This window comes from Streptomyces sp. UNOB3_S3, assembly GCF_020740895.1.
Classification (GTDB): Bacteria; Actinomycetota; Actinomycetes; order Streptomycetales; family Streptomycetaceae; genus Streptomyces.
In genome coordinates this window covers 1-24,809 of the sequence record NZ_JAILXP010000017.1, presented here as the reverse complement: position 1 = coordinate 24,809, position 24,809 = coordinate 1, and the positions used below count along the sequence as shown (strand labels likewise).

The following is a 24,809-nucleotide window of genomic DNA, read 5'->3' as shown; positions in this document are numbered from 1 at the left end:
CGTCCCTCTCCGGAGGGGCGGCCGTCGCCGTGTCCGCCACCGGCTACGGCCCCTGTTGGCCGGAATTCGCCCGTACGCCCCTCATGGGGTGAAACGGTCCGGCATGATCCCCGTCAGCGGGCCGGTCGGCGTGCCCGCACTGAGAGGCTGGGGGTTCTCCATGCGACGGTTGCGTACGGGACTGGCCGCGTTCCTGCTGGTGGGAGCGGGTGTGACGATGGCGGTGGCGCCGGGCGGGAGCGCCGTGGCGGCGGGGGCGGGCGAGGCCGCCACACCGCCCGCGGCCGGGTGCGCGGCCGTGGACTGGGGGAGCCTGCCCAAGGGCAGCGCCGTCGCCTGGCACAAGCCGCTGCGGGACATCAGAACGGGCAGCCACGACTGCTACGACCGCATCGTCTTCGACCTCCTCGGGCCCGGGAACGGCCGTCCGATCGGCTTCCACGTCCGTTATGTCGACCAGTTCCAGCAGGACGGCTCGGGCGACGTCATCCCCGTGCGCGGCGGCGCGATCCTGGAGGTCCGGGTCGCCGCGCCGAGCTACGACCCGGCCACCATGCAGCGGACGTACGACGGGAAGGCCGGGCAGCCGCTGCCGGAGGTGGACCTCGGCGGCTACCGCACCTTCCAGGACACCCGCTTCGGCGCCAGCTTCGAGGGCGACACCCAGGTCGCCGTGGGGGTCCGCGAGCGGCTGCCGTTCCGGGTCTTCCAGAGCGGGAACCGCCTGGTCGTGGATGTCGCGCACAGCTGGCGCGGCTTCCGCTGACCAGGCCACTGACCTGGCCGCCGACCAAGCCACTTGACCAGGCCGCCGACCCGGTCGTCCGGCCTCACCGGTCCGGGCGTACGAAGGCATAATCCCGGACCGCTTGTGGTATAGCCCACAAAAGAGACAAAGGATCTTTTCCTGCTGTCACAGTGGTCGGCCGGAGGCCCCCCAGCGGGGCCTCTGCCAGATCCCCACTCTGTTCAGCGGTCGACATGCACGGGTCGTCTCCCCGGCGAGATCGTCGCGAAACCCGGGAAGCAGGTCATGACCTCACTTGCCCGGTGGTGTCTCCGCCGCCGCTTCACCGTCATCGTGCTGTGGCTCGTCGCCCTCGCCGGGACCACCGTCGCGGCGACGCTGAGTGGTTCCGCCTACTCCAACGACTACGGCGTCCCCGGCACGGAGTCATCCCGCGCGGCCGCGCTGCTGGAGAAGGCCTTCCCCGGCGAGAGCGGCGACGACAAGATCGTCTGGCACACCGACCGGGGCACGGTCCGCGCGAACGACGTCCAGCAGCGGATGACGAAGACGCTCCACGAGATCGCCCGGCTGCCCGGCGTGGCCTCCGTCGAGAGCCCCTACGCCGCCGGCGGAGCCGACCGTGTCAGCCGGGACCGGCACACCGCCTATGCCTCGGTGACCTTCGTCGCCCAGGGCGGGGCACCGGACAAGGCCCAGGTGAAGCGGGTCGTGGAGACGGCGCGCGCGGCCGCCTCGGACAACCTCCAGGTGGCCCTCGGCGGCAGCGGCATCGCCGGCGCCGAGAGCCCGAGCGGCCATCTCAGCGAGATCATCGGCGTGGCGGTCGCGGCCGTGGTGCTCTTCGTCGTCTTCGGCTCGCTCGCCGCGAGCCTGCTGCCCATAGCGACGGCCCTGGTGGGCGTGGGCACCGCCGCCATGGGCACGGTGCTGCTGGGCCATCTGATGAAGGTGGCCGACTTCGCGCCCATGCTGGGCACGCTCATCGGCCTCGGGGTCGGCATCGACTACGCCCTGTTCATCGTCACCCGCCACCGCAAGGGGCTCCGGCAGGGGCTGCCCGTGGCCGTCGCGGCGGAACGGGCGGTCGCCACGACCGGGCGCGCCGTGGTCTTCGCCGGCGGAACCGTCTGCGTGGCCCTGCTGGGGATGCTCATCCTGCGCCTGGGCTTCCTCAACGGCGTGGCGATAGCCGCCTCGCTGACCGTCGTCCTCACCGTCGCAGCCTCCGTCACCCTGCTGCCCGCCCTGCTGGGGCTGATAGGCCCCCGCGCCCTCGGCCGCCGTGAGCGCCGCCGTCTCGCGCACGAGGGTCCCCGGGAGGAGCACCCCACGGGTCTGGCCGCCCGCTGGTCGGCCTGCGTCGAGCGCCACCCGAAGCTGCTGGGCGCGGCGGCCGCCGCCGTGATGCTGATCCTGGCCCTCCCGACGCTCTCCCTCCACCTCGGCACCTCCGACCAGGGCAACAACCCGGCCGGGTCCACCACCCGCCAGGCCTACGACATGCTGGGCCACGGCTTCGGCCCCGGCGTCAACGGGCCACTGACGCTCGTCGCGCCCCTCGGCAGCGCCGCCGACAGCCTCGCCTTCAACAAGCTGCCGGACACCCTCCGCCACACCCCCGGCGTCGCCTCCGTGACCCCCTCGGTCCTCAGCGGCAGCGGTGGCACGGGCGTCATCACCGTCGTGCCCACGACGTCCCCGCAGTCCCGCGCCACCAGCGACCTCGTCGACCGGCTCCGCACGACCGTGCTGCCCAAGGCCACCGAGGGCACCGGCCTGGACGTCCGCGTGGGCGGCATGACGGCGGCGTACGACGACTTCGCCGCGGTCATCCTCGGCAAGCTGCCGGTGTTCGTGGGGACCGTGGTGGGGCTGGGCTGTCTGCTGCTCCTGCTGGCCTTCCGCAGTATCGGCATACCGCTGAAGGCCGCCGCGATGAACATCGCGGCCGTGGCCTCCTCCTTCGGCCTGATCGTCGCCGTCTTCCAGTGGGGCTGGGGCAGCGAGCCGCTGGGTCTCGGCGGCGCGGGCCCGATCGAGCCGTTCCTGCCGGTGGTCATGGTCTCGGTGCTGTTCGGGCTGTCGATGGACTACCAGGTGTTCCTGGTCAGCCGGATGTACGAGGAGTGGCTGGCCACCCGGGACAACCGCCGGGCCGTCCGTGTGGGCCTGGCGGAGACCAGCCGGGTGATCAACTCGGCGGCCGTGATCATGATTTCGGTCTTCCTGGCCTTCGTCCTGAGCGGCGACCGGGTGATCGCCATGTTCGGGATCGGCCTGGCCGCCGCGGTGGCCCTGGACGCCTTCGTCCTGCGGACGCTGCTGGTCCCGGCCCTGATGCACATGCTGGGCGGCGCCAACTGGTGGCTGCCGGCCTGGCTGGACCGCGCCCTGCCGCGCATCAGCATCGAGCCGCCCGAGGCACCCGAGGCGCCCGAGCCGGTGGAGCCGGTGGCGGCGGCCTTCGCGGGGCCGCGCGAGGACGACCCCCTCGCCCTTCTGCACGCGCGGGGGCTCACCGCCGGCGCTCAGGTGGACGAGGACGTCGTCGTCGCCTGACCGGAGTGCCGGGGCCGGACGACCACGACGCCGGAGTCGAGGTCTATCGGGCCCGCGCCCGGGTCCCCGTCGCCGACGTCCTCGCGGGTGAGCTCCAGCCGGTTCCGTTCCTCCTCGGTGTGCGCGCGCCCGGGGCTGAACAGCTCCTCGAAGACGTTGAACATGTCGGTCCCTTCAGCGGCCGCCAGGCGACCCTCAGGTCACCTTCAGCCGCAGCAGCCGGTCGTCGTCGGCCGCCGGCCGGCCCCGTCCGTCGGTGTTGCTCGTCGTCAGCCACAGCCCGCCGTCGCCCGTTGGAACAACCGTGCGCAGCCGCCCGTAGTTCCCCTTGAGGAAGGCCCGCGGGGCGGCGGCGGGCGCGGCGCCGCGGAGCGGGATCCGCCACAGCCGTTCGCCGCGCAGTCCGGCCATCCACAGGGAGCCCGCCGCGTAGGCGAGCCCGCTGGGGGAGGCGTCGGCGGGCTTCCACTGCTCCACGGGGTCCGTCAGGCCCGCCCTGCGCGCCTTCCCCTCGGCCACGGGCCAGCCGTAGTTCCGGCCCGGCTCGACGAGGTTGAGCTCGTCCCAGGTGTCCTGGCCGAACTCCGAGGCCCACAGCCGTTTGTCCGCGTCCCAGGCCAGGCCCTGCACATTGCGGTGGCCGTAGCTGTAGACGAGCGAGTCCGGGAAGGGGTTGCCGGGGGCCGGGCGGCCGTCGGGGGTCATCCGCAGGATCTTGCCGCCGAGCGAGCCCTTGTCCTGGGCGGGGTCGCGCAGCCCCGCCTCGCCCGTGCCGGCGTAGAGCATCCCGTCGGGGCCGAACGCGATCCGGCCACCGTTGTGGATCTGTCCCTTGGGGATGCCGCGCAGGATCGTGTCCGGCGCGCCGAGCCGCTGTCCCTCCGGCCGTTTCTCGTCGACCGGCAGCCGGGCGACGCGATTGTCCGAATCCGTCGTGAAGTAGGCGTAAAGCAGATGGTCGGAGGCGTAGCCGGGGGAGAGGGCCAGGCCCAGCAGCCCGCCCTCGCCCGCCGCCGCGACGCCCGGGACGGTGCCGAGCGGGCTCTGCCGCCCGTCCTTCGCCGCGACCCGGACGATCCGGCCGGTGTTCCGCGAACCGACCAGCAGATCGCCGTCCGGCAGCGGGGCCACGCCCCACGGCGAGTCCAGTTTGCCGGTGACCGTGCGGACGGCCTCGGCGGAGCCCTCGGCGGGCGCTCCGCCCCCGCCCGTACGGGAGGGCGTGCCGGACCCGCCGGAGGACGAGCCGTCCGAGCAGCCCGTGACGATCAGCAGCGAGGAGAGCGCCAGCGCCACGGTGGCGGCGGCACGGCGAGGGACGCGTCGTGGCGTGGGGAGGGGGTGTGGTCCGGGGAGGTGCACGGCAAAAGGTTCCTCTCGGCTGAAAGGGTTCCTCTCGGGTGAGTGGGACACCCCTCCTTGATACACCCCGTCAGTACCAGGACCCCATCGCCTGGGGCAGCGCCGTGATCTCCGCCAAGTCCTCGGCGGTCAGCCGCAGTCCGGCGGCCGCCGCGTTCTCCACCGCCCACGCGGCCTTCTTCGTGCCCGGCACCGGCACCACGTGCCGGTGCTGCGCCAGCACCCAGGCCAGGGCCACCTGCGCCGCCGTGGCGTCGTGCCGCTCGGCGACACGCCGCAGGCCCGCGACGATCGGCTGATTGGCGGCCATCATCTCCGCCGTGAAGCGCGGGTGACGGGCCCGCAGGTCATCCGGCTCGAAGCCCTGACCGGGAGTGAGGGTGCCACTGAGGAAACCATTCCCCAGGGGCATCGCGGCCAGCAGCCCCACCCCCCGCGAGGACAGCCACGGCACCAGCCGGTCCAGCGCCTCCCGCGACCAGACCGACAGCTCCGCCTGGACACAGCTGACCGGGAAGACCTGCTGCACCCGCTCCAGCTGGGCGATCGTCGTGTCGTACATCCCCGTCCGGGCCCCGGCCGAGGAGCCGAACCTGCGCCGGGCCCGCGCGTCGATGGCGCACCAGCCCAGCGCCCGTACCTTGCCCGCCGCGACCAGCTCGGCCATGGCGCCCCAGGTCTCCTCGACGGGTATCTCGGGGTCGGGGCGGTGGAGCTGGTAGAGGTCGATGACATCGGTCTGGAGCCGGCGCAGCGAGGCGTCGCACGCCCGTTTCACATAGCCCGGACGGCCGTTGGCGACGACGTGCTGATCGCCCACCAGCAGCCCGCACTTGGTCGATATGAACGCCTCCGCGCGCCGCTCCCGCAGCACCCGCCCCACCAGCAGCTCATTGGTGAACGGCCCGTACATGTCGGCCGTGTCCAGGAGGCTGGCGCCGGCGTCCAGGGCCGCGTGGACCGTGCGCAGCGCGCCCTCCCCGCTCTGCTGGGAGGCGGTGTACGCCCAGTGCATCGGCATGCACCCCAGGCCGATCGCGCCCACCTCGAGCGCCGTCGCACCGATTGTCCTGCGCTCCACCCGCGGTTCCCCTCCCGTTCCTCGCCCCCAAACTAACCTCTGGTGTCGGGGCCCCTTCGCATAGCCTCCAGACATGAGTGCAGATCACAGCGGTTCCGCCGCGCGCCCCCTGGTCTGGTTGCCGATTCCCCCGGAGGAGATCGACGACCTGCCCCGGGGCCTGGAGTACGCCCACTGGGACGGCGGTCCCGACTTCCCCACCGATCCCGCCCGTTGCGCCTTCTACTGCGTTCCGTACATGAAGGGCACCGAAGTGTCGATCCGGCCGCTGTCGCGGATGAGCGGGGTGCGGGTCGTCCAGGCGCTCACCGCCGGTGTGGAGGACCTGCTGCCGGAGCTGCCCTCGCTGCCGTCCGGCACCCGGCTGTGCAACGCGCGCGGGCTGCACGACGCGAGCACCGCCGAGCTGGCCCTGACCCTGACGCTCGCCGCGCTCCGGGGCGTGCCCGGCTTCGTCCGGGCGCAGGACGCGGGGGAGTGGCGGCCGGAGCTGCGCCCGGCGCTCGCCGACAGGTCGGTGCTCATCGTCGGCTACGGCTCGATCGGCGCCGCCATCGAGGACCGGCTCGCGCCCTTTGAGTGCGCGCGGGTCGTGCGCGTCGCGCGCTCTCCGCGCGTGGCAGCACGCGGTCCGGTCCACCCGGTGGCGGCCCTGCCGGAACTGCTGCCCGACGCCGATGTGGTGATCCTCTCGACGCCCCTCACCCCCGAGACCGCGCGGCTGGCCGACGCCCGCTTCCTGGCCCGGATGAAGGACGGCGCGCTCCTGGTGAACGTCGCCCGGGGCGGCGTCGTGGACACCGGGGCGCTCCTGGCCGAGCTGGAGAGCGGCCGGCTGACCGCCGCCCTGGACGTCACCGACCCCGAGCCGCTGCCCGCCGGGCACCCGCTCTGGAAGGCGCCCGGAGTGCTGATCACCCCCCATGTGGGTGGGCCCTCTTCGGCCTATCTGCCCCGGGCCAAGGCCCTCTTGCGCGATCAACTGGCCAGATTCGTGCTGGACGAGCCTCTGCGGAATGTCGTAGCCACGGCGTAGTCGTCACGGACCGGTACCACGCAGAGGCAGCGTTTGGATGCGCTGCGTATCCGTAATCCGTCAGCTGGTTACGCTATGTATATGAGCTATGTCCCTGAGTGACGACTCTGGTGTATCGTCCCGACGGGGGCCGCTCCACGCACGGCACGGGGGCGGCGAAGGACCGGAACTCGAGGGGGGCGACGGGCGATGGACGGCCAATGGACGATCTACCCGACGCGACGGGGTCACCGATCACAGCTTCTCCGGCGGCCGCGCCCGCCGCGGGTCCGCCGCCCGGCCGCCGCGCTCCCGCGGCTCCCCCTGTTCGGTCCGCTGAGGGCGGCGGCGCGGTGAGCGCCCCCGGAGCGGCGCTCCCGCGCCGGCCCGCCCCCGCCGGGGGGCCGGGCGTGCTCCCGCAGCTCCTCCTCGCCATCGTCTGCGGGGGCTACGCGACGGGCGCGGCCCTCGGCTGGGGATCGCCCGAGCTCGCCGCCACCATGGGCGACTTCGGGCTGAGCGGCGCCGCCGGCCTCGCCGCGACCTCCTGCTTCTGGTACGGGCGGACCCGCAGCACCCGGTTCCGCCCCGCCTGGCTGCTGTTCGCCGCCTCGTCCGCCATGGCGGGCTTCGGCAACTTCGTCTGGGGCTGGTACGAGGTGGTGCTCGGCCGGCAGGTGCCGAGCCCGTCCCCGGCCGACTTCTGCTTCCTGCTCTTCGCGCCGCCCGCCATCATCGGCCTGCTGGTGCTCGCCCGCCGTCCGGTCACCCGGGCCGGCTGGGTCTGTCTCGGGCTGGACTCCTGGCTGATCGGCGGCTCGCTGCTGACCCTCTCCTGGAGCCTGGCCCTCGCGCACACCGCGCACTTCGCGGGCGAGACCGTCGCCCACGCCGCGCTCTCGCTCGCCTATCCGCTGCTGGACATCGTCCTGGTGTCCATGGTGCTGGCGCTCCACTTCAAGCGCTCCTCGGCCAACCGCTCCGCCATCAACACCGCCATCGCGGCCCTCGCCCTGACCGTCCTGTGCGACGCCCTGTTCACCTCGCCGCTGCTCCAGGCCAACTACCGCTCCGGGCAGATCCTCGACGCCGGCTGGTTCGCGGGCTACATGCTGATGGCTTACGCGCCCTGGGTCGCCCGGGAGGAGCGCGAGAGCGGCGCCCGCCCCGGCCGCCCGCCGGCCCCACCCGCCGGCCGGCCCATCGCCGGCTCCCTCGCCGCCCTCACCCCGTACCTCGCGGCCGCCGTCTGCACCCTGGGCATCCTCTACAACGTCCTCGATGGCCACCACGTCGACCGCGTCGTCCTCTTCACGGGCTGCACGGTCGTCCTGGCGCTCGTCGTACGCCAGGGCATCATGCTGCTCGACAACATCTCCCTCACCCAGGAACTGGCGCAGAAGGAGAACCACTTCCGCTCCCTGGTGCAGGGCTCCAGCGACGTCATCATGATCGCCGCGCCCACCGGGATACTGCGCTACGTCAGCCCGGCCGCCGCCGGGGTCTACGGGCGCGACGCGGAGGAGCTCGTCGGCTCCGAGCTGGCCTCGCTCATCCACCCCGAGGACCTGGGCCGCGTCGTCCACGAGGTGCGCCGTTTCCTGGCCGCGCCGCCCGCCGAGGAGCCCACCACCCGCATCGAGTGCCGCTTCCGCTCCGGCAGCGGCGACTGGCTCAACGTCGAGTCCACCGTCAACCGCCACCACGGCGGCCTGATCTTCAACAGCCGCGACGTCACCGAACGGGTCCGGCTCCAGGCCCAGTTGCAGCACACCGCCGAACACGACCCGCTCACCGACCTGCCCAACCGCGCCCTGTTCACCAAGCGCGTCCAGCAGGCGCTCGCCGGCCGGAGAGTCACCGACGCCGGCACCGCCGTGCTCTTCATCGACCTCGACGGCTTCAAGGCCGTCAACGACACCGTCGGCCACCAGGCGGGCGACGAACTGCTGATCCAGGCCGCCCGCCGGCTCCAGGACTCGGTGCGCGCCGGGGACTCCACCGCCCGCTTCGGCGGCGACGAGTTCGCGGCCCTCATCATCGGCGACGGCACCCGCGACCCCGCCGCCCGCGAGTACCGCATCCTGGAGGTCGCCGACCGGCTGCGGCTCACCCTCTCCCAGCCCTATCTGGTCGAGGGCGGCACCGAAGTGCGCGTCGCCGCCAGCATCGGCGTCGCCTTCGCCGAGCCCGACATCACCCCCGGCACCCTCATGCGCAACGCCGACCTCGCCATGTACCGGGCGAAGCAGGCCGGAAAGGGCCGCGTCGAGCTCTACGCCCCCCAGATGCAGGCCGACGTGGTGCGCCGCACCGAGCTCGCCAGCCGGCTGCGCACCGCGCTCCACGACGGCGAGTTCGCCCTCCTCCACCAGCCGGTCGTCGAGCTGGCCACCGGCCGGATCACCGCCGTCGGCGCCCAGGCCCGCTGGCGCTCCGCCCAGGGCATCCTCTTCACCCCGGACGAGTTCCTCCGCGTGGCCGAAATGGACCGGGTCGACGAGAGCGCCCGCACCGCCGAGCTCGGCCGCTGGACGCTGGAGCGGGCCGCAGAGCAGGCCGGCCGGCGCCGCCTCGCGGGCCACGCCGTCCCCGTGCACGTCCGGATGTCCGCCGCCCGGCTGCTGGACAAGTCGCTGCCCCCCAAGAACGTCGAGGCCCTCATCCTCCGCCATGGGCTGCCCTCCGGATCGCTGGTACTGGAGCTCTCCGGCAGCGATCCACGCGTCCCCCTCGACGAGCTGGAGCGCCGGCTGGTCTCCCTGCGCCGCTTCGGCGTCCGCATCGCGCTCGACGGCTTCGGCACCGGCTACGCCGCCATGAGCGCCCTGCGCCGCCTCCCCATCGACGTCCTCAAGCTCGATCGCGGCCTCGTCGACGGAGTGGCCGAATCCGCCCGCCTCCACAAGATCACCGCCGGGCTGCTCCGCATCGCCGGGGACCTCGGCATGCAGTCCGTCGCCGACGGCGTGGACGACCTGGAGCAGGCCCGCGTCCTGCTCGCCATGGGCTGCACCCACGGCCAGGGCATGGCCTTCGCCGGCGCGCTCGACGAGCACCGGCTGCGGCACGCCCTCGACCGGGGCCCGTACCCCCTGCCGGACCTGGCCCCCGACACCCTGCCCGCCACCCTTCCGGGTGATCCCACGGACGGCGGAATCCAGGTGCTCGTCGGGGGCGCCCTGCCCGTACGCTCCGGAGTGGCGGGTGGCGCGGGAGCCCTCGCCCATGCTCCATTGCGCTCAAATAATGAGACGCCCGTCCCACCCACTTGACACCTCAGGTGCACCAGAGGGAGGGTCGATCCCATGCGCACCCGAATTCTCGTACTTGGACAGCGCGTCGGCTGAAGCAGGCCGCCCATGAGGCCCTGCTGACCACCCCGGCGCGCTCCCCTCGCTTGCCTCACGGCACGAGGGGTTTTTTGTTTTCCGAATCACCCGGTCATCCGTCGAAACCGTCGAACCAAAGCCTTCGAGAAGAGAATGTCGATGACAGAGCAGGCCAACGGGGCCCACCATCATCCGCAGCCGCGGCCCCGCAGCGGCGCGGCACAGCAGCCCGCCACCGTCGAGCACGTCACGGGCGCGCAGTCCCTCATCCGGTCGCTGGAGGAGGTGGGCGCCGAGATCGTCTTCGGCATCCCGGGCGGCGCGATCCTGCCGGCGTACGACCCGATGATGGACTCCTCGAAGGTCCGCCACGTCCTCGTCCGTCACGAGCAGGGCGCCGGCCACGCCGCCACGGGCTACGCCCAGGCCACCGGGAAGGTCGGGGTGTGCATGGCGACCTCGGGTCCGGGGGCCACCAACCTCGTGACCCCGATCGCCGACGCCCATATGGACTCGGTGCCGCTGGTGGCCATCACCGGCCAGGTCACCTCCAAGTCCATCGGCACGGACGCCTTCCAGGAGGCGGACATCTGCGGCATCACCATGCCGATCACCAAGCACAACTGGCTGGTGACCGACCCGGCCGAGATCCCGCGGACCATCGCCGAGGCGTTCCACGTCGCCTCCACCGGCCGCCCCGGACCGGTGCTCGTCGACATCGCCAAGGACGCCCTCCAGGCCCGGACGGTCTTCTCCTGGCCCCCCCACACCGACCTGCCCGGCTACCGGCCCGTCACCAAGCCGCACGCCAAGCAGATCCGCGAGGCCGCCAAGCTGATCACCCAGGCGCGGCGCCCCGTCCTCTACGTCGGCGGCGGCGTGCTCAAGGCCGAGGCCACGGCCGAGCTGAAGGTCTTCGCCGAGCTGACCGGCGCCCCCGTGACCACGACGCTGATGGCGCTGGGCGCCTTCCCCGACAGCCACCCGCAGCACCTGGGCATGCCCGGTATGCACGGCTCGGTCGCCGCCGTCACCGCCCTCCAGAAGGCGGACCTGATCGTCGCGCTCGGCGCGCGCTTCGACGACCGGGTCACCGGCAAGCTGGACTCCTTCGCACCCCACGCGAAGATCGTCCACGCCGATATCGACCCGGCCGAGATCGGCAAGAACCGCACCGCGGACGTGCCCATCGTCGGCGACGCCCGGGAGGTGCTGGCCGATCTGATCGTGGCCGTCCAGGCGGAGCAGGCCGACGGCCACGCGTGCGACTACGCCGACTGGTGGACCGACCTCAACCGCTGGCGCGACACCTACCCGCTGGGCTACGAGCAGCCCGGCGACGGCAGCCTCGCCCCCCAGCAGGTCATCCAGCGCATCGGCGAGCTCGCCCCGAAGGACACCATCTTCACGGCGGGCGTCGGCCAGCACCAGATGTGGGCCGCCCACTTCATCCACTACGAACAGCCCCGCACCTGGCTCAACTCCGGCGGCGCGGGCACGATGGGCTACGCGGTGCCCGCCGCGATGGGCGCCAAGGCCGGCGCCCCGGACCGCACGGTCTGGGCCGTCGACGGGGACGGCTGCTTCCAGATGACCAACCAGGAGCTGGTCACCTGCGCGCTCAACGACATCCCCATCAAGGTCGCCATCATCAACAACGGCGCGCTGGGCATGGTCCGCCAGTGGCAGACCCTCTTCTACAACCAGCGGTATTCCAACACCGTGCTCCACACCGGCCCCGCGGTGTCCAACGGCGGCACCGCCGAGGGCTCCGCCACGGAGCCGTGTGCCGGGACCCGGGTGCCGGACTTCGTCAAGCTCGCCGAGGCGATGGGCTGCGTGGGCCTGCGCTGTGAGGACCCCGCCGACCTGGACAAGGTCATCGCCGAGGCCAACGCCATCAACGACCGTCCCGTCGTCGTCGACTTCATCGTCCACCAGGACGCCATGGTCTGGCCGATGGTCGCCGCCGGCACCTCCAACGACGAGATCCTCGCCGCGCGCGGCGTCCGCCCGGACTTCGACGGCATCGACGACGACTGACCGCCACGACGACCGACCGCCACCGCCCCACGAGACGAGAGGCTCACGAGGCCGACCCCATGACCAAGCACACGCTCTCCGTCCTGGTGGAGAACACCCCCGGCATCCTCGCCAGAGTCGCCGCGCTGTTCTCCCGCCGCGGTTTCAACATCGACTCCCTCGCCGTCGGCGTGACCGAGCACCCCGACATCTCCCGCATCACCATCGTCGTCAACGTCGAGTCGCTGCCCCTGGAACAGGTCACCAAGCAGCTCAACAAGCTCGTCAACGTGCTGAAGATCGTGGAGCTGGAGGACAGCGCCGCCATCCAGCGCGAACTCGTCCTGGTGAAGGTCCGCGCGGACAACGAGACCCGCTCCCAGATCGTCGAGATCGTCCAGCTGTTCCGCGCCAAGACCGTCGACGTCTCCCCGGAGGCCGTCACCATCGAGGCCACCGGCGGCAGCGACAAGCTCGGCGCGATGCTCAAGATGCTGGAGCCCTTCGGCATCAAGGAGCTGGTCCAGTCCGGGACCATCGCGATAGGGCGTGGCGCGCGGTCCATCACGGACCGCAGCCTGCGCGCCCTCGACCGCTCCGCCTGATTCAGCCCGCCTGATTCAGTCTTTCGGTATTCCGAATACCGATCCCCCGAAACCTCATCCCCGCACACCCGTCATACGGTGGGCCGTACCACCGGAACACCGGAATCAAGGAGATATCCCACGTGGCTGCCGAGCTCTTCTACGACAACGACGCCGATCTGTCCATCATCCAGGGCCGTAAGGTCGCGGTTCTCGGCTACGGCAGCCAGGGCCACGCCCACGCGCTGTCCCTGCGCGACTCGGGCGTCGACGTCCGCGTGGGCCTCCACGAGGGCTCGAAGTCCAAGGCGAAGGCCGAGGAGCAGGGCCTGCGCGTCGTCACCCCCGCCGAGGCCGCCGCCGAGGCCGACGTCATCATGATCCTGGTCCCGGACCCGATCCAGGCCAAGGTCTACGAGGAGTCCGTCAAGGACAACCTCAAGGACGGCGACGCCCTCTTCTTCGGCCACGGCTTCAACATCCGCTTCGGCTTCATCAAGCCCCCGGCCGGCGTCGACGTCTGCATGGTCGCCCCCAAGGGCCCCGGCCACCTGGTGCGCCGTCAGTACGAGGAGGGGCGCGGCGTGCCCTGCATCGCCGCCGTCGAGCAGGACGCGAGCGGTGACGCCTTCAAGCTCGCGCTGTCCTACGCCAAGGCCATCGGCGGCACCCGCGCCGGCGTCATCAAGACGACCTTCACCGAGGAGACCGAGACCGACCTCTTCGGCGAGCAGGCCGTCCTCTGCGGCGGCGCCTCGGCGCTGGTGAAGGCCGGCTTCGAGACGCTGGTCGAGGCCGGCTACCAGCCGGAGATCGCCTACTTCGAGTGCCTCCACGAGCTCAAGCTCATCGTCGACCTCATGTACGAGGGCGGCCTGGAGAAGATGCGCTGGTCGGTCTCCGAGACCGCCGAGTGGGGCGACTACGTCACCGGCCCGCGCATCGTCAACGACGCCACCAAGGCCGAGATGAAGAAGGTGCTCGGCGAGATCCAGGACGGCACCTTCGCCAACAACTGGATGAAGGAGTACCAGGCCGGTCTGCCCAAGTACAACGAGTACAAGAAGGCCGACCAGGACCACCTCCTGGAGACCACCGGCAAGAAGCTGCGCAAGCTGATGAGCTGGGTGGACGACAAGGAGTAGTCCTTCCGGGCGGTGCCGGGCCGGGAACCCCGGCCCGGCACCGCCCGCTTTGTCCCCCGCTGTGTTCCCGCTTCGTCCCCGGCTTTGTCCATCGCGTACAGCGGCAACGAGTGACGTTTACGCAACGGAGCGAGGCGGGGTCCTCCTCACCGATACACTGCGGAGCACAACGCGTCAGGCTCACAGCGTCGTGCGTCTTCCACGCGGCTGCCCCCTTCACCGCCTTCGGCCGTCGGGACGGCCGTCCGCGAAGGACTAGTGAGGACTGAGACCACGTGAGCACTCGTATCCCGGCACACAAGCCCGTCGTACTCATCGCCGAAGAGCTCTCTCCCGCCACCGTCGACGCCCTCGGGCCGGACTTCGAGATCCGGCACTGCGACGGCGCCGACCGCGCGCAGCTGCTGCCCGCCCTCGCCGACGTGGACGCCGTCCTGGTGCGCTCCGCCACCCGGCTCGACGCCGAGGCCATCGCCGCGGCGAAGCGGCTGCGGGTCATCGCGCGCGCCGGCGTCGGCCTGGACAACGTCGACGTCTCCGCCGCCACCAAGGCCGGTGTGATGGTCGTCAACGCGCCGACCTCCAACATCGTCACCGCCGCCGAGCTCGCCTGCGGTCTGCTCGTCGCCACCGCCCGCAACATCCCGCAGGCCAACGCCGCGCTGAAGAACGGCGAGTGGAAGCGGTCGAAGTACACCGGCGTCGAGCTCTCCGAGAAGACGCTGGGCGTGGTGGGGCTGGGCCGCATCGGTGTGCTCGTCGCGCAGCGGATGTCCGCCTTCGGCATGAAGGTCGTCGCCTACGACCCGTACGTACAGCCCGCGCGCGCCGCCCAGATGGGCGTCAAGCTGCTGTCGCTGGACGAGCTGCTCAAGGTCTCCGACTTCATCACCGTCCACCTCCCCAAGACGCCCGAGACGCTGGGGCTCATCGGCGACGAGGCGCTGCGCAAGGTCAAGCCGTCGGTGCGGATCGTCAACGCCGCGCGCGGCGGCATCGTGGACGAGGTGGCGCTGGCCGCCGCGCTGAAGGAGGGGCGGGTCGCGGGCGCGGGCCTGGACGTGTACGCGTCCGAGCCGTGCACCGACTCGCCGCTCTTCGAGTTCGACAGCGTCGTGGCCACGCCGCACCTGGGCGCCTCCACGGGCGAGGCCCAGGAGAAGGCCGGCATCGCCGTCGCCAAGTCGGTGCGGCTGGCTCTGGCGGGTGAGCTGGTGCCGGACGCCGTCAATGTGCAGGGTGGTGTGATCGCCGAGGACGTCAAGCCGGCGCTGCCGCTGGCCGAGAAGCTCGGCCGGATCTTCACCGCGCTGGCGGGCGAGGTCGCGGTGCGGCTCGACGTCGAGGTGTACGGGGAGATCACCCAGCACGATGTGAAGGTGCTCGAACTGTCCGCGCTCAAGGGCGTGTTCGAGGACGTCGTCGACGAGACCGTCTCGTACGTCAACGCGCCGCTGTTCGCGCAGGAGCGGGGTGTCGAGGTGCGGCTGACGACGGGCTCGGAGTCGCCGGACCACCGGAACGTGGTCACCGTGCGCGGCACGCTCGCGGGGGGTGGCGAGGTGTCGATCTCCGGCACGCTGGCCGGGCCGAAGAACCTCCAGAAGATCGTGGCCGTGGGTGAGCACGATGTGGATCTGACGCTCGCCGACCACATGGCGTTCCTGCGGTACGTCGACCGGCCGGGTGTCGTGGGCACGTTGGGGCGGATCCTCGGTGAGGCGGGGATCAACATCGCGGGGATGCAGGTGTCGCGGGCGACGGAGGGCGGGGAGGCGCTGGTCGCCCTGACGGTCGACGAGTCGGTGCCGGCCTCTGTGCTCGCGGAGATCGCCCAGGAGATCGGCGCGGCCTCGGGCCGGGCGGTGGACCTGACGGCCTGACCCGCGGGTTTGTGGGCAGGCGTTCCGCAGGGCGGAACGGGTGGGCACAAACCGGACCACCGGGCCGCACCACCCACCCCGCGCCGCCAGGCGCGGGAAACCCCCACCGGCGGGCATCCGAAAGCCGGCGGAACCCCGCGTGGGAAAACCCCCACCGGCGGCGAGCCGAAAGCTAACCTCGCCCTATGGGCGCCGTACCCCCATATCTCCGCGTCGCCGCGGAACTCCGCGCCCGCATCGCCTCCGGCGAACTCCGCGCGGGCGAGCGGGTCCCGTCCACCCGTGGGATCACCGAGGAGTGGGGGGTGGCCCTGGCCACCGCCACCAAGGCCCTCGCCGTGTTACGGCAGGAGGGCCTGGTGCGAGCGGTGCCGGGCGTCGGCACCGTCGTGGTGCCGGCCCCGCCCCGCCGGGGCCGGCACCGGGAGCCGGCCCCGGCGCTCACCCGGAACCGCGTCGTACGCGTGGCGATCGCCGTCGCCGACGCGGGCGGCACCGGCGCCCTCTCCATGCGCGCCGTCGCCGCCGAACTCGGCGTCGGCACCATGGTGTTGTACCGCCATGTTCCCGGCAAGGACGAGCTGGTCACGCTGATGGCGGACACCGTCTTCGGCGAGGCCCGGGTACCGGCGTACGCGCCGGACGGCTGGCGGGCGCGGCTGGAGGTGTCGGCCCGCGTGCAGTGGGCGCTCTACCGCCGTCACCCGTGGCTCGCGAAGTCGGTGTCCACCACCGGGCTGTTGCTGTCCCCGAACGCGCTGGGGCTGCTGGAGTGGACCGTCGCCCCCGCCGTGGAACGGGGGCTCGGCGCGGCCGAGTCGCTGCGTACGGCCGTCACGCTCGCCGCCTTCGTCCGCGGTATCGCCGTCGACCTGGAGGAGGCGGTCGACGAACGGTTCCTCGGCATCGGTCTGGGCCTCGACGCGGTGCTCGAGTTCGGGCTGGCCCGGCTGCTCGACGGGCTGGCCCCGCGCATGCCGGAGCGGCGCCCCCCTCGGGAGGGGCGCCGCTGAGATCGCCGGTCCGTCAGTGGCCGGCGGTGACCAGCGGCTCCTCGTGGGGCCGCTCCGCCCTGTCGCGGCCATCCCGCAGCGCGGTCACCGCGACGGCCGCGCCCAGGGCCAGGACGGCCGTGGCGCCGACGGCGGCGACGTGCATCCCGTGGACGAACGCGTCGCGGGCCGCGGCCACCAGCGCCCCGCCCGTCCGGCCGGGCAGGCCGGTGGCCGTCGTCACGGCTCCCACCAGGGTCTCGCGCGCCGACCGCAGCGCCTCGTGCGGCAGTCCGGCGGGGGCGTCCCGGGTGACGTCGTGGCGGTAGACCGCCATGCCGACGCTTCCGAAGGCGGCCATGCCCAGGGCGCCGCCGAACTCCTGGCCGGCCTCCACCAGGGAGGCGGCCGAACCGGCCTTCTCCGCCGGGGCGGAGCCGAGCGCCATGTCGGAGACGAGGGCCATCACGGTGACGATGCCGCAGGCGATGACCGCGCAGGCCACCAGCGTGAGGACCAGTGAGTCCGTGCCGGAGCCCAGGAGGACCGCGAAGCCGGCGGCCGCGATGAGGAAGCCAGCGGCTATCACATAGGCCCTGTTCGTCTTCTGGGCCACGACGGTGGCCATCGGTCCGGCGGCGCCCACGGCGAGCGAGGGGAGCGTGCCCCACAGCGCCGCCTCCAGCGGGCCCTTGCCCAGCACCGACTGGAGGTACTGCGTGGTGAAGTAGGTGGAGCCCATCATGCCGAACATCGCCAGGGTGTTGAGCGCGATGCCCGCTCCGAAGGCGCGGTGGCGGAACAGCTCGCGGCTGATCATGGCGTCACGGGTGCCGCGCTGACGGAGGACGAAGGCCGCGCCGAGCACCAGGCCGGCCAGGACGCAGAGCAGGAGCGTGGTGGTGAAGCCGTCGGCCGCCATTCGCTTGACGCCGTAGACGACGGGCAGGATCGCGCCCATCGACAGGAACACGCTCAACAGGTCGAACCGGCCGGGCCGGGGGTCCTTGAACTCGGGTACCAGCAGGGGCACGAAGACCAGCAGGAGCAGCATCGCCGGGACGTTGATCAGGAAGACCGAGCCCCACCAGAAGTGCTCCAGCATGACCCCGCCGAGCACCGAACCGAGCGCGATGCCACCGGCCATGGCGCCGGACCAGATGCCGACGGCCTTCGTGCGCTGTGCTTCGTCCTGGAACATGTTGCGCACCAGCCCCATCGTGCTGGGCATCAGCGTCGCGCCGCCTATGCCCAGGACGAAGCGTGCCGCGATGAGCATCTCGGCGTTCTGCGCGTAGGCCGCCGCGACCGAGGCGGCGCCGAAGGCGGTGGCGCCCAGCAGCAGGAGCTTGCGGCGGCCGATCCGGTCGCCGAGCGATCCCATCGTGATCAGCAGCCCGGCCAGGGCGAAGGCATAGCTGTCGAAGATCCACAACTGCTGGGTGCTGGTCGCGGCCAGGTCCCTGGTGATGGCCGGCACGGCGAAGAAGAGGACGGAGACGTCCATCGAGACCAGGAGGAGGGGCAGGAGGAGGACCGCGAAGGCCGTCCATTCCTTGCGCCCGGCACGGGTGCTGGGGTTCGTCATGCCGGGAACTATACGGGTGTCTTAAACGCTTGTCTATGACGCTTGTTTAAGACGACCGTCTGGGACGGGTGTATGGCATCGGGTTAGGGTTTCCGCATGGGACATCGCGAAGATCTGCTCGAAGGTGCCAAGCGCTGCCTGCTGGAGAAGGGCTGGGTGCGCACGACCGCGCGCGACATCGTGGCGGCCTCCGGTGCCAACCTCGCCTCGATCGGCTATCACTACGGGTCCAAGGACGCGCTGATGATGGAGGGCTTCCTGAAGCTCACCGAGGACTGGGGGGAGAGGATCACCGACACGCTGGCGGGCGCCGTGGGGGCAGCGGCCTCGCGAGAGGAGCGGCTCGCCGCCGTCATCGACGGCATCGTCGCCAACTTCCCGGAGGACCGGCGGTTCTGGTCGGCGCAGCTGGAGGTGATGGGCCAGCTGGGCAATCACCCCGAACTCAAGAAGCGGTTCGCCGAGATGCTGCCGTACGGGCGCGAGGGGCTGGTCGCGGTGTTCGAGGGCGTCGACGACACGGAGGTCCCCGAGGAGGCCACGCGGACCAGCGGCCACGTGTACTACTCCCTCTTCACCGGGCTGTGGGTGCTGTGGCTGATCGACCCCCGGCAGGTGCCGTCGGGCCGGGACGTCGTCGAGGGCATGGGCCGCGTGGTCGCGGGCACGGTGCTGGCGCCGAAATAACGTCGCGCGGGGGCGCGTTGACGGGTCGTACTGGACGTAACCGAAGGTATTCGCTGTACTGGTTGCCCGAGGATACTAGTCACTCTTCCCGCCCGGGAGGTCGCCCATGAACGTGACCGATTCCGCCGCCACCCCCTTCCCGCAGAGCCGCACCTGTCCGTACCACCCGCCGGCCGCCTACCCGGAGCTGGCGGCCCACGGCCCCCTGGCCCGGGTGAGGCTCTACGGCGGCCGTGAGGTGTGGGCCGTCACCGGCCATGCCGAGGCCAGGGCCCTGCTGGCCGACGCCCGGATCTCCGCCGACCGGAGGAATCCTGCCTTCCCGGTCGTCGTACCGCGCGCCGAGCGCCAGGGGGAGTTCGAGCTCCCGCTCCTCGGTGTGGACGACCCGCGCCACGCCCAGCAGCGCCGCATGCTGATCCCCGCGTTCGGCCTCAAGCGCATCGCCGCGATGCGCCCCTGGATCCAGCGGACCGTGGACGGCCTGCTGGACGCGATGCTCGCCGCGGGGCCGGGCGCCGAGCTCGTCTCCGCGTACGCCCTGCCCGTGCCGTCGATGGCCATCTGCTACCTGCTCGGCGTGCCCTACGCCGACCACGGCTTCTTCGAGACCGTCTCCCGCGAACTGATCGGCGCGCAGGGGGCGGACGAGGCGGTGGCCGCCCGGGACAAGCTCACGGGGTACTTCCGCGGCCTCATAGAGGAGAAGGAGAGGGGCGCCGGCGGTCCCGGGGGTCTGCTCGACGAGCTCGTCGCCACGCCCCTCGCCGAGGGCCGGCTGGACCGCGAGGAACTCGTCATGATGGCCCTGTTCCTGCTCGTCGCCGGGCACGAGACCACGTCCAACATGATCTCCCTCGGCACCTTCACCCTGCTCGAACACCCGGAGCAGCTCGCCGCGCTGCGCGCCGACCCCGGCCTGCTGCCCGGCGCCGTCGAGGAGCTGCTGCGCCTGCTGGCCATCGCCGACGGGATCGTGCGCGTCGCCCGGGAGGACATCGAGTTCCACGGCGTGACCATCCGCGCCGGCGACGGCGTCGTCTTCCCCGCCTCGGTCGTCAACCGCGACGCCGCCGTCTACGCGGACCCCGACGCCCTCGACATCCGGCGCTCGGCCCGCCACCACGTCTCCTTCGGGTTCGGCGTCCACCAGTGCCTGGGGCAGAACCTGGCCCGCGCCGAGCTGGAGATCGCCCTCAGTACCCTCTTCGCCCGTATCCCGACCCTGCGGCTGGCCGTTGCTCCCGACGAGGTGCCCGTGAAGCCCGCGGGCACCCTCCAGGGGCTCTACGCCCTTCCGGTCACCTGGTGACCGGCCCTACTGTCGGCACCCCAGCGAAGAACGGAGCACCGCCATGCGTGTCAGCATCGATTCGGGCGTCTGCATCGGCTCGGGCATGTGCGCCCTGACCGCGCCCAGTGTCTTCGACCAGGACGACGACGGCTTCGGCCTCGTCCGGCCCGGTAGGGAGGACGGCGGGGGCGACCCGCTCGTCAAGGAGGCGGCCCGCGGCTGTCCGGTGCAGGCCATCACGACCGGGGACTAGACGCGCCGCAGCCGGGACGCCTTGAGCGTCATGTGGAGCAGCAGCCGGTCCTCGCCGTCGTCCAGGTCGAGGCCCGTCAGCTGCTCCACCCGGCCCAGCCGGTAGTAGAGCGTCTGCCGGTGGATGCCCAGGGCCGCCGCCGCGCGCCCCGCCTGGCCCGCGCAGTCGAGGTACACCTCGGCGGTGCGGGCCAGCTCGGTGTGCGCGCGCTCCAGCAGCGGCAGCGCCGCCGGGTCCGCCGCGCGCTCCGGGGCGAGCCCCGTCAGCACCCGGTAGGGGCCGATGCCGGACCACTCCGCCACCGGGCCCAGCCGCCGCTCCGCCGCGGCCGCGCGCGCCGCGGACAGCGCCTCCGACCAGGCTTCCGGCAGCTCCGCCAGCCCCCGCCGGGGCGTGCCCAGGCCGGCCGCCGCGAGCCCGTGCGGGGTGCCGGCGGGCGCGCCGTCCGGCGCGGGCCGCCCCGCGCGCGGCGAGCGCAGCAGCCGGTCGGCGGCGGCCCGGGCCGGGGCCGGCGAGGAGGTGGCCCGCAGCCGGATCAGGGCCGCGAGGGCCGCCGAGCCGTCGGGGAGCGAGCCCGGCACCGCGCACATCGCGGCCACCCCGGACTGCGCCGCGAGCGCCGAGCCCGACCCCTCCGGGCCCACTTCGCCGTCACCCGTCTGCCAGGGGGCGACCGCGACCAGCGCCAGCGGTCCGTCCGCCGCCGGGCCCAGGGCTTCCCGCAGCGCGCCGCGGGCCGTCTCCACCGCGGCCGGCCGGGCGGTCAGCAGATCCCGCAGCAGTTCGCCCAGCTCCGCGCCCGCCCGGGCCTCCGCCGCCAGCAGGGCGCCGATCCGGTTGGTCGTCTCCACCGCCTGGGCGAGCCGGGGGTCGGCGAACGGGACGCCGAGGTCCAGCCCCGCCAGATGCTCGTCGTCCAGCAGCCAGACATAGCCGTGCACCACCCCGCCGTGGCGCACCGGAAGGCAGATGCGGCCGGTGAACACCCCCGCCGCCGGGTCCGGCGGGATGCGCAGCGGGGCCTGCGCCCGGGCGATGCCGAACGCCTCGAACCAGGCCCGTACCGCCGCCGTGGAGCGGCGCTGGAGGATCGAGCGGGTGCGCACCGGGTCCATCATCAGGTCGGCGTCGTCGTCGCCGTGGGCGCCGAAGGCGATCAGGCCGAAGTCGCGGTCCTCCAGGGTCGCGGGCACGCCGAGTGCCGCCGAGATCTCGTCCACGAGGTGCTGGTACTCGCCACGCATGCCGCGGCCCGCTCCTTTCGGGTATTCGTCCGTCATCATTGTCATACATCTGTCTGAGATCCCGGCCACGAATGCGTGACAGGTGTCGATGGCAGCGAGATGGCGTGAACTCTACGTTTCACGATGAGTCACTTATGCCGTCTCCCCAGGTGGGGACGGCCTTCATCGTGGAGGTGCCCATGCTGGGTCCCGTGATCCTCGCCGCGTCCCGCAGCGACAAGATGCGCCGTTTCGTCTCGGCCGCCCCGGGCACCAAGCAGGTCGTCGACCGCTTCATCGCCGGCGAGACCGTCGGCCAGGTCATCCCGATCGTGGAGGACGCCGCGGCGAAGGGCCTCGAGGTCACCCTCGATGTGGTGGGCGAGGACATCACCACGGTCGAGCAGTCGTACGCGGCGCGTGACGCCTATCTGGAGCTGATCGACCGGCTCAAGGAGCTCGGCCTCGGCGAGAAGGCCGAGATGTCGGTCAAGCTGTCCATGTTCGGCCAGGCCCTGGAGAACGGTCACGAGCTGGCCCTCGCCAATGTCCGCCCGGTCGTCGAGGCCGCCGACGCCATCGGCACCACGGTCACGCTGGACGCCGAGGACCACACGACCCTCGACTCGATGTTCGCCATCCACGAGGAGCTGCGGAAGGACTTCCCGAAGACCGGCTGCGTCATCCAGGCCTACCTCTTCCGCACCGAGGACGACGCCCGCCGGCTCGCCGCGGCCGGCAGCCGGGTGCGTATCGTGAAGGGTGCGTACAAGGAGCCCGCCTCCGTCGCGTACCAGGACAAGGCCGAGATCGACAAGGCGTTCGTGCGGATCGTCAAGATCCTCATGGCGGGCTCGGGCTACCCGATGATCGGTTCGCACGACCCCCGTCTGATCGCCATCACGCAGGAGCTGGCCGGGCAGGCAGGTCGCAATCCGGACGAGTACGAATTCCAGATGCTCTACGGCATCCGCAGTGATGAGCACATCCGGCTGGCGGCCGAGGGCCACCGCATGCGCGTCTACACCGCGTACGGCACCGACTGGTACGGCTACTTCATGCGCCGCCTCGCCGAGAAGCCGGCCAACCTGCTGTTCTTCGCGCGCTCGATCCTCACCAAGGGCTGAGCCCCACCCGACACCCCCGTCACGCCCCGAAGGAGAAACGGAATCATGGACGCTGTCACCCAGGTCCCCGCGCCGGTCAACGAGCCGGTGCACACCTACGCCCCCGGTTCCCCCGAGCGCGCCCGGCTGGAGGCCAAGCTCAAGGAGCTGGCGGCCAACCCCCTCGATCTGCCGATGACGATCAACGGTGAGAAGCGGATGGGCGGCGGCGAGGCCTTCAAGGTCGTCCAGCCGCACAACCACGCCGCCGTCCTCGGCACCTTCAACAACGCCACCACGCAGGACGCCCAGGACGCGATCGACGCGGCCCTGGCCGCCGCCCCGGCGTGGCGCGCGATGTCCTTCGACGACCGCGCCGCGATCATCCTGCGCGCCGCCGAGCTGCTGGCCGGCCCCTGGCGCGAGACGCTGGCCGCCTCCACCATGCTCGGTCAGTCCAAGACCGCCCAGCAGGCCGAGATCGACACGCCCTGCGAGCTCGTCGACTTCTGGCGCTTCAACGTGCACTTCGCGCGCCAGATCCTCGCCGAGCAGCCGGTCGCCAACTCCGCCGGCGTGTGGAACCGCAGCGACCACCGGCCGCTGGAGGGCTTCGTCTACGCGATCACGCCCTTCAACTTCACCGCGATCGCCGGCAACCTGCCGACCGCCCCGGCCCTCATGGGCAACGTGGTCGTCTGGAAGCCGTCCCCCACGCAGACCCACTCCGCCGTGCTGCTGATGCAGCTGCTGGAGGAGGCCGGCCTGCCCAAGGGCGTCATCAACCTGGTGACCGGCGACGGCATCGCCGTCTCCGAGGTGGCCCTGAACCACCCCGAGCTCGCGGGCATCCACTTCACCGGCTCGACCAAGACCTTCCAGTACCTCTGGAAGACGGTCGGCAACAACATCGAGAAGTACCGCTCCTACCCGCGCCTGGTCGGCGAGACCGGCGGCAAGGACTTCGTCGTCGCCCACCCGAGCGCCGACCGCGCGATCCTGAAGACCGCGCTGACCCGCGGCTCCTTCGAGTTCCAGGGCCAGAAGTGCTCCGCCTCCTCCCGTGCCTACGTCCCGCGCTCCATCTGGGAGGACGGCTTCAAGGAGGAGTTCGCGGCCGAGGTCGACGGCATCACCATGGGTGACGTCACCGACCTGTCGCACTTCATCGGCGCCGTCATCGACGAGCGTGCCTTCGCCAAGAACAAGGCCGCCATCGACCGCGCCCAGGAGGACCCGACCTGCACCATCGTCGCGGGCGGCACGTACGACGACTCGGTGGGCTACTTCGTCCGCCCGACCGTCATCGAGTGCACGGACCCGGAGAACGAGGTCTTCACGACCGAGTACTTCGGCCCGATCCTCGCCGTCCACGTCTACGAGGACGCCGACTTCGACGCGATGCTCGCCCAGATGGAGTCCGTCTCGGCCTACGCCCTGACCGGCTCGATCATCGCCGGTGACCGCGCCGCGGCCGCCGACGCGATGGCGAAGCTCCGCTTCGCCGCGGGCAACTTCTACATCAACGACAAGTCGACGGGCGCCGTCGTCGGCCAGCAGCCCTTCGGCGGCGGCCGCGCCTCCGGCACCAACGACAAGGCCGGTGCCGCGAGCAACCTCCAGCGCTGGGTGTCGACCCGGTCGATCAAGGAGACCCTGGTCCCGCCGACCGACTACCGCTACCCGCACATGGGCTGATCCACGGCCCTCGCCGCAAGCTCCGCCCCCGTCCGGCCCCCCAGCCGGGCGGGGGCGGTGTCGTGTCGCGGGCGGTGTCGCTGTCTCAGATAGTAGGAAGTCCGAGTAATAGTGGAGACACCACGCCGGGCCCTGACCTAGCGTGGAGGGAGCCGAACGTCCCGCTCCATCGAGCGACGGCGGACGCGGCCCGGTGCCCCGCGCAGGTGACCCCTGCGGCACCCCGGCCCCCGC

The 24,809-nt window shown here is 71.9% G+C and carries 19 protein-coding genes; 14 read left to right on the top strand and 5 right to left on the bottom strand.

The features are described 5' to 3' along the window. Positions 1-160 precede the first annotated feature (160 nt). Together K6I33_RS03545 and K6I33_RS03540 are read left to right on the top strand one after the other, a co-directional pair. Complete coding sequence (locus tag K6I33_RS03545; protein ID WP_229348196.1) at positions 161-766, top strand: hypothetical protein; 606 nt, start codon at positions 161-163, stop codon at positions 764-766. A 267-nt stretch (positions 767-1,033) separates the two neighbouring features. Next, positions 1,034-3,310, top strand: a complete 2,277-nt coding sequence (locus K6I33_RS03540) for an MMPL family transporter (RefSeq protein WP_229348183.1) — start codon at positions 1,034-1,036, stop codon at positions 3,308-3,310. On the opposite strand, the gene K6I33_RS03535 is transcribed toward K6I33_RS03540, so the two are convergent. The 3 genes from K6I33_RS03535 to K6I33_RS03525 form a co-directional block, all read right to left on the bottom strand. Then, on the bottom strand, positions 3,280-3,474 hold the full coding sequence (locus tag K6I33_RS03535; protein ID WP_229348182.1) for a DUF6191 domain-containing protein: 195 nt from the start codon (positions 3,472-3,474) through the stop codon (positions 3,280-3,282). The genes K6I33_RS03540 and K6I33_RS03535 overlap by 31 nt on opposite strands. A gap of 31 nt (positions 3,475-3,505) precedes the next feature. Further along, entirely contained in the window at positions 3,506-4,672 is a 1,167-nt protein-coding gene (locus tag K6I33_RS03530; RefSeq protein ID WP_374283183.1) for a sorbosone dehydrogenase family protein, read from the bottom strand. A gap of 70 nt (positions 4,673-4,742) precedes the next feature. Continuing rightward, the gene (locus K6I33_RS03525) at positions 4,743-5,753 is read right to left on the bottom strand and encodes an aldo/keto reductase (protein WP_229348181.1); all 1,011 of its coding nucleotides are present in this window, start codon (positions 5,751-5,753) and stop codon (positions 4,743-4,745) included. Positions 5,754-5,826: 73 nt separating this feature from the next. Between K6I33_RS03525 and K6I33_RS03520 the strand changes: the two genes are divergently transcribed. The 7 genes from K6I33_RS03520 (at position 5,827) to K6I33_RS03490 (ending at position 16,747) form a co-directional block, all read left to right on the top strand. Continuing rightward, a complete protein-coding gene (locus K6I33_RS03520; protein WP_229348180.1) occupies positions 5,827-6,789 on the top strand; it encodes a 2-hydroxyacid dehydrogenase in 963 nt (320 codons plus the stop codon). A 332-nt stretch (positions 6,790-7,121) separates the two neighbouring features. Continuing rightward, positions 7,122-10,043 (top strand): EAL domain-containing protein, encoded by a 2,922-nt coding sequence (locus K6I33_RS03515; RefSeq protein WP_229348179.1) that lies wholly within the window; start codon positions 7,122-7,124, stop codon positions 10,041-10,043. A 216-nt stretch (positions 10,044-10,259) separates the two neighbouring features. Further along, complete coding sequence (locus tag K6I33_RS03510) at positions 10,260-12,143, top strand: acetolactate synthase large subunit (protein ID WP_229348178.1); 1,884 nt, start codon at positions 10,260-10,262, stop codon at positions 12,141-12,143. Positions 12,144-12,202: 59 nt separating this feature from the next. Continuing rightward, a complete protein-coding gene (gene ilvN, locus K6I33_RS03505) occupies positions 12,203-12,727 on the top strand; it encodes an acetolactate synthase small subunit (RefSeq protein ID WP_189451234.1) in 525 nt (174 codons plus the stop codon). Positions 12,728-12,849: 122 nt separating this feature from the next. After that, positions 12,850-13,851 (top strand): ketol-acid reductoisomerase, encoded by a 1,002-nt coding sequence (ilvC, locus tag K6I33_RS03500; RefSeq protein WP_229348177.1) that lies wholly within the window; start codon positions 12,850-12,852, stop codon positions 13,849-13,851. 275 nt (positions 13,852-14,126) lie between these two features. Continuing rightward, the gene (gene serA / locus K6I33_RS03495; protein WP_229348176.1) at positions 14,127-15,734 is read left to right on the top strand and encodes a phosphoglycerate dehydrogenase; all 1,608 of its coding nucleotides are present in this window, start codon (positions 14,127-14,129) and stop codon (positions 15,732-15,734) included. A gap of 185 nt (positions 15,735-15,919) precedes the next feature. Beyond that, positions 15,920-16,747 carry a GntR family transcriptional regulator gene (locus K6I33_RS03490; RefSeq protein ID WP_229348175.1) on the top strand — a complete coding sequence of 276 codons (828 nt, stop codon included), beginning with the start codon at positions 15,920-15,922 and terminating at the stop codon, positions 16,745-16,747. A gap of 13 nt (positions 16,748-16,760) precedes the next feature. Here K6I33_RS03490 and K6I33_RS03485 read toward each other — a convergent pair whose 3' ends face one another. Continuing rightward, a complete protein-coding gene (locus K6I33_RS03485; RefSeq protein WP_229348174.1) occupies positions 16,761-18,314 on the bottom strand; it encodes an MFS transporter in 1,554 nt (517 codons plus the stop codon). A 96-nt stretch (positions 18,315-18,410) separates the two neighbouring features. Between K6I33_RS03485 and K6I33_RS03480 the strand changes: the two genes are divergently transcribed. The 3 genes from K6I33_RS03480 (at position 18,411) to K6I33_RS03470 (ending at position 20,548) form a co-directional block, all read left to right on the top strand. Further along, positions 18,411-19,001 (top strand): TetR/AcrR family transcriptional regulator, encoded by a 591-nt coding sequence (locus tag K6I33_RS03480; RefSeq protein ID WP_229348173.1) that lies wholly within the window; start codon positions 18,411-18,413, stop codon positions 18,999-19,001. A gap of 106 nt (positions 19,002-19,107) precedes the next feature. Further along, positions 19,108-20,313 (top strand): cytochrome P450, encoded by a 1,206-nt coding sequence (locus K6I33_RS03475; protein WP_229348172.1) that lies wholly within the window; start codon positions 19,108-19,110, stop codon positions 20,311-20,313. Positions 20,314-20,356: 43 nt separating this feature from the next. Further along, complete coding sequence (locus K6I33_RS03470) at positions 20,357-20,548, top strand: ferredoxin (protein ID WP_229348171.1); 192 nt, start codon at positions 20,357-20,359, stop codon at positions 20,546-20,548. Here the strand turns inward: K6I33_RS03470 and K6I33_RS03465 are convergent. Further along, the gene (locus tag K6I33_RS03465) at positions 20,545-21,792 is read right to left on the bottom strand and encodes a CdaR family transcriptional regulator (protein WP_229348170.1); all 1,248 of its coding nucleotides are present in this window, start codon (positions 21,790-21,792) and stop codon (positions 20,545-20,547) included. The genes K6I33_RS03470 and K6I33_RS03465 overlap by 4 nt on opposite strands. Positions 21,793-21,971: 179 nt before the next feature. Between K6I33_RS03465 and K6I33_RS03460 the strand changes: the two genes are divergently transcribed. Both K6I33_RS03460 and pruA read left to right on the top strand, forming a co-directional pair. Further along, positions 21,972-22,898, top strand: coding sequence for a proline dehydrogenase family protein (locus tag K6I33_RS03460; RefSeq protein ID WP_229348194.1), 927 nt, complete (start codon positions 21,972-21,974; stop codon positions 22,896-22,898). A 45-nt stretch (positions 22,899-22,943) separates the two neighbouring features. After that, positions 22,944-24,575 carry an L-glutamate gamma-semialdehyde dehydrogenase gene (gene pruA, locus K6I33_RS03455; protein ID WP_229348169.1) on the top strand — a complete coding sequence of 544 codons (1,632 nt, stop codon included), beginning with the start codon at positions 22,944-22,946 and terminating at the stop codon, positions 24,573-24,575. The last annotated feature ends 234 nt before the right edge of the window (positions 24,576-24,809 follow it).

Excerpts from the sequence above, each read along its gene's own strand:
- K6I33_RS03545 (WP_229348196.1), top strand. The coding sequence starts at position 161 with ATGCGACGGTTGCGTACGGGACTGGCCGCGTTCCTGCTGGTGGGAGCG.
- K6I33_RS03540 (WP_229348183.1), top strand. The coding sequence starts at position 1,034 with ATGACCTCACTTGCCCGGTGGTGTCTCCGCCGCCGCTTCACCGTCATC.
- K6I33_RS03535 (WP_229348182.1), bottom strand. The coding sequence starts at position 3,474 with ATGTTCAACGTCTTCGAGGAGCTGTTCAGCCCCGGGCGCGCGCACACC.
- K6I33_RS03520 (WP_229348180.1), top strand. The coding sequence starts at position 5,827 with ATGAGTGCAGATCACAGCGGTTCCGCCGCGCGCCCCCTGGTCTGGTTG.
- K6I33_RS03510 (WP_229348178.1), top strand. The coding sequence starts at position 10,260 with ATGACAGAGCAGGCCAACGGGGCCCACCATCATCCGCAGCCGCGGCCC.
- ilvN (WP_189451234.1), top strand. The coding sequence starts at position 12,203 with ATGACCAAGCACACGCTCTCCGTCCTGGTGGAGAACACCCCCGGCATC.
- K6I33_RS03490 (WP_229348175.1), top strand. The coding sequence starts at position 15,920 with ATGGGCGCCGTACCCCCATATCTCCGCGTCGCCGCGGAACTCCGCGCC.
- K6I33_RS03485 (WP_229348174.1), bottom strand. The coding sequence starts at position 18,314 with ATGACGAACCCCAGCACCCGTGCCGGGCGCAAGGAATGGACGGCCTTC.
- K6I33_RS03480 (WP_229348173.1), top strand. The coding sequence starts at position 18,411 with ATGGGACATCGCGAAGATCTGCTCGAAGGTGCCAAGCGCTGCCTGCTG.
- K6I33_RS03475 (WP_229348172.1), top strand. The coding sequence starts at position 19,108 with ATGAACGTGACCGATTCCGCCGCCACCCCCTTCCCGCAGAGCCGCACC.
- K6I33_RS03470 (WP_229348171.1), top strand. The coding sequence starts at position 20,357 with ATGCGTGTCAGCATCGATTCGGGCGTCTGCATCGGCTCGGGCATGTGC.
- K6I33_RS03465 (WP_229348170.1), bottom strand. The coding sequence starts at position 21,792 with ATGCGTGGCGAGTACCAGCACCTCGTGGACGAGATCTCGGCGGCACTC.
- K6I33_RS03460 (WP_229348194.1), top strand. The coding sequence starts at position 21,972 with ATGCTGGGTCCCGTGATCCTCGCCGCGTCCCGCAGCGACAAGATGCGC.
- pruA (WP_229348169.1), top strand. The coding sequence starts at position 22,944 with ATGGACGCTGTCACCCAGGTCCCCGCGCCGGTCAACGAGCCGGTGCAC.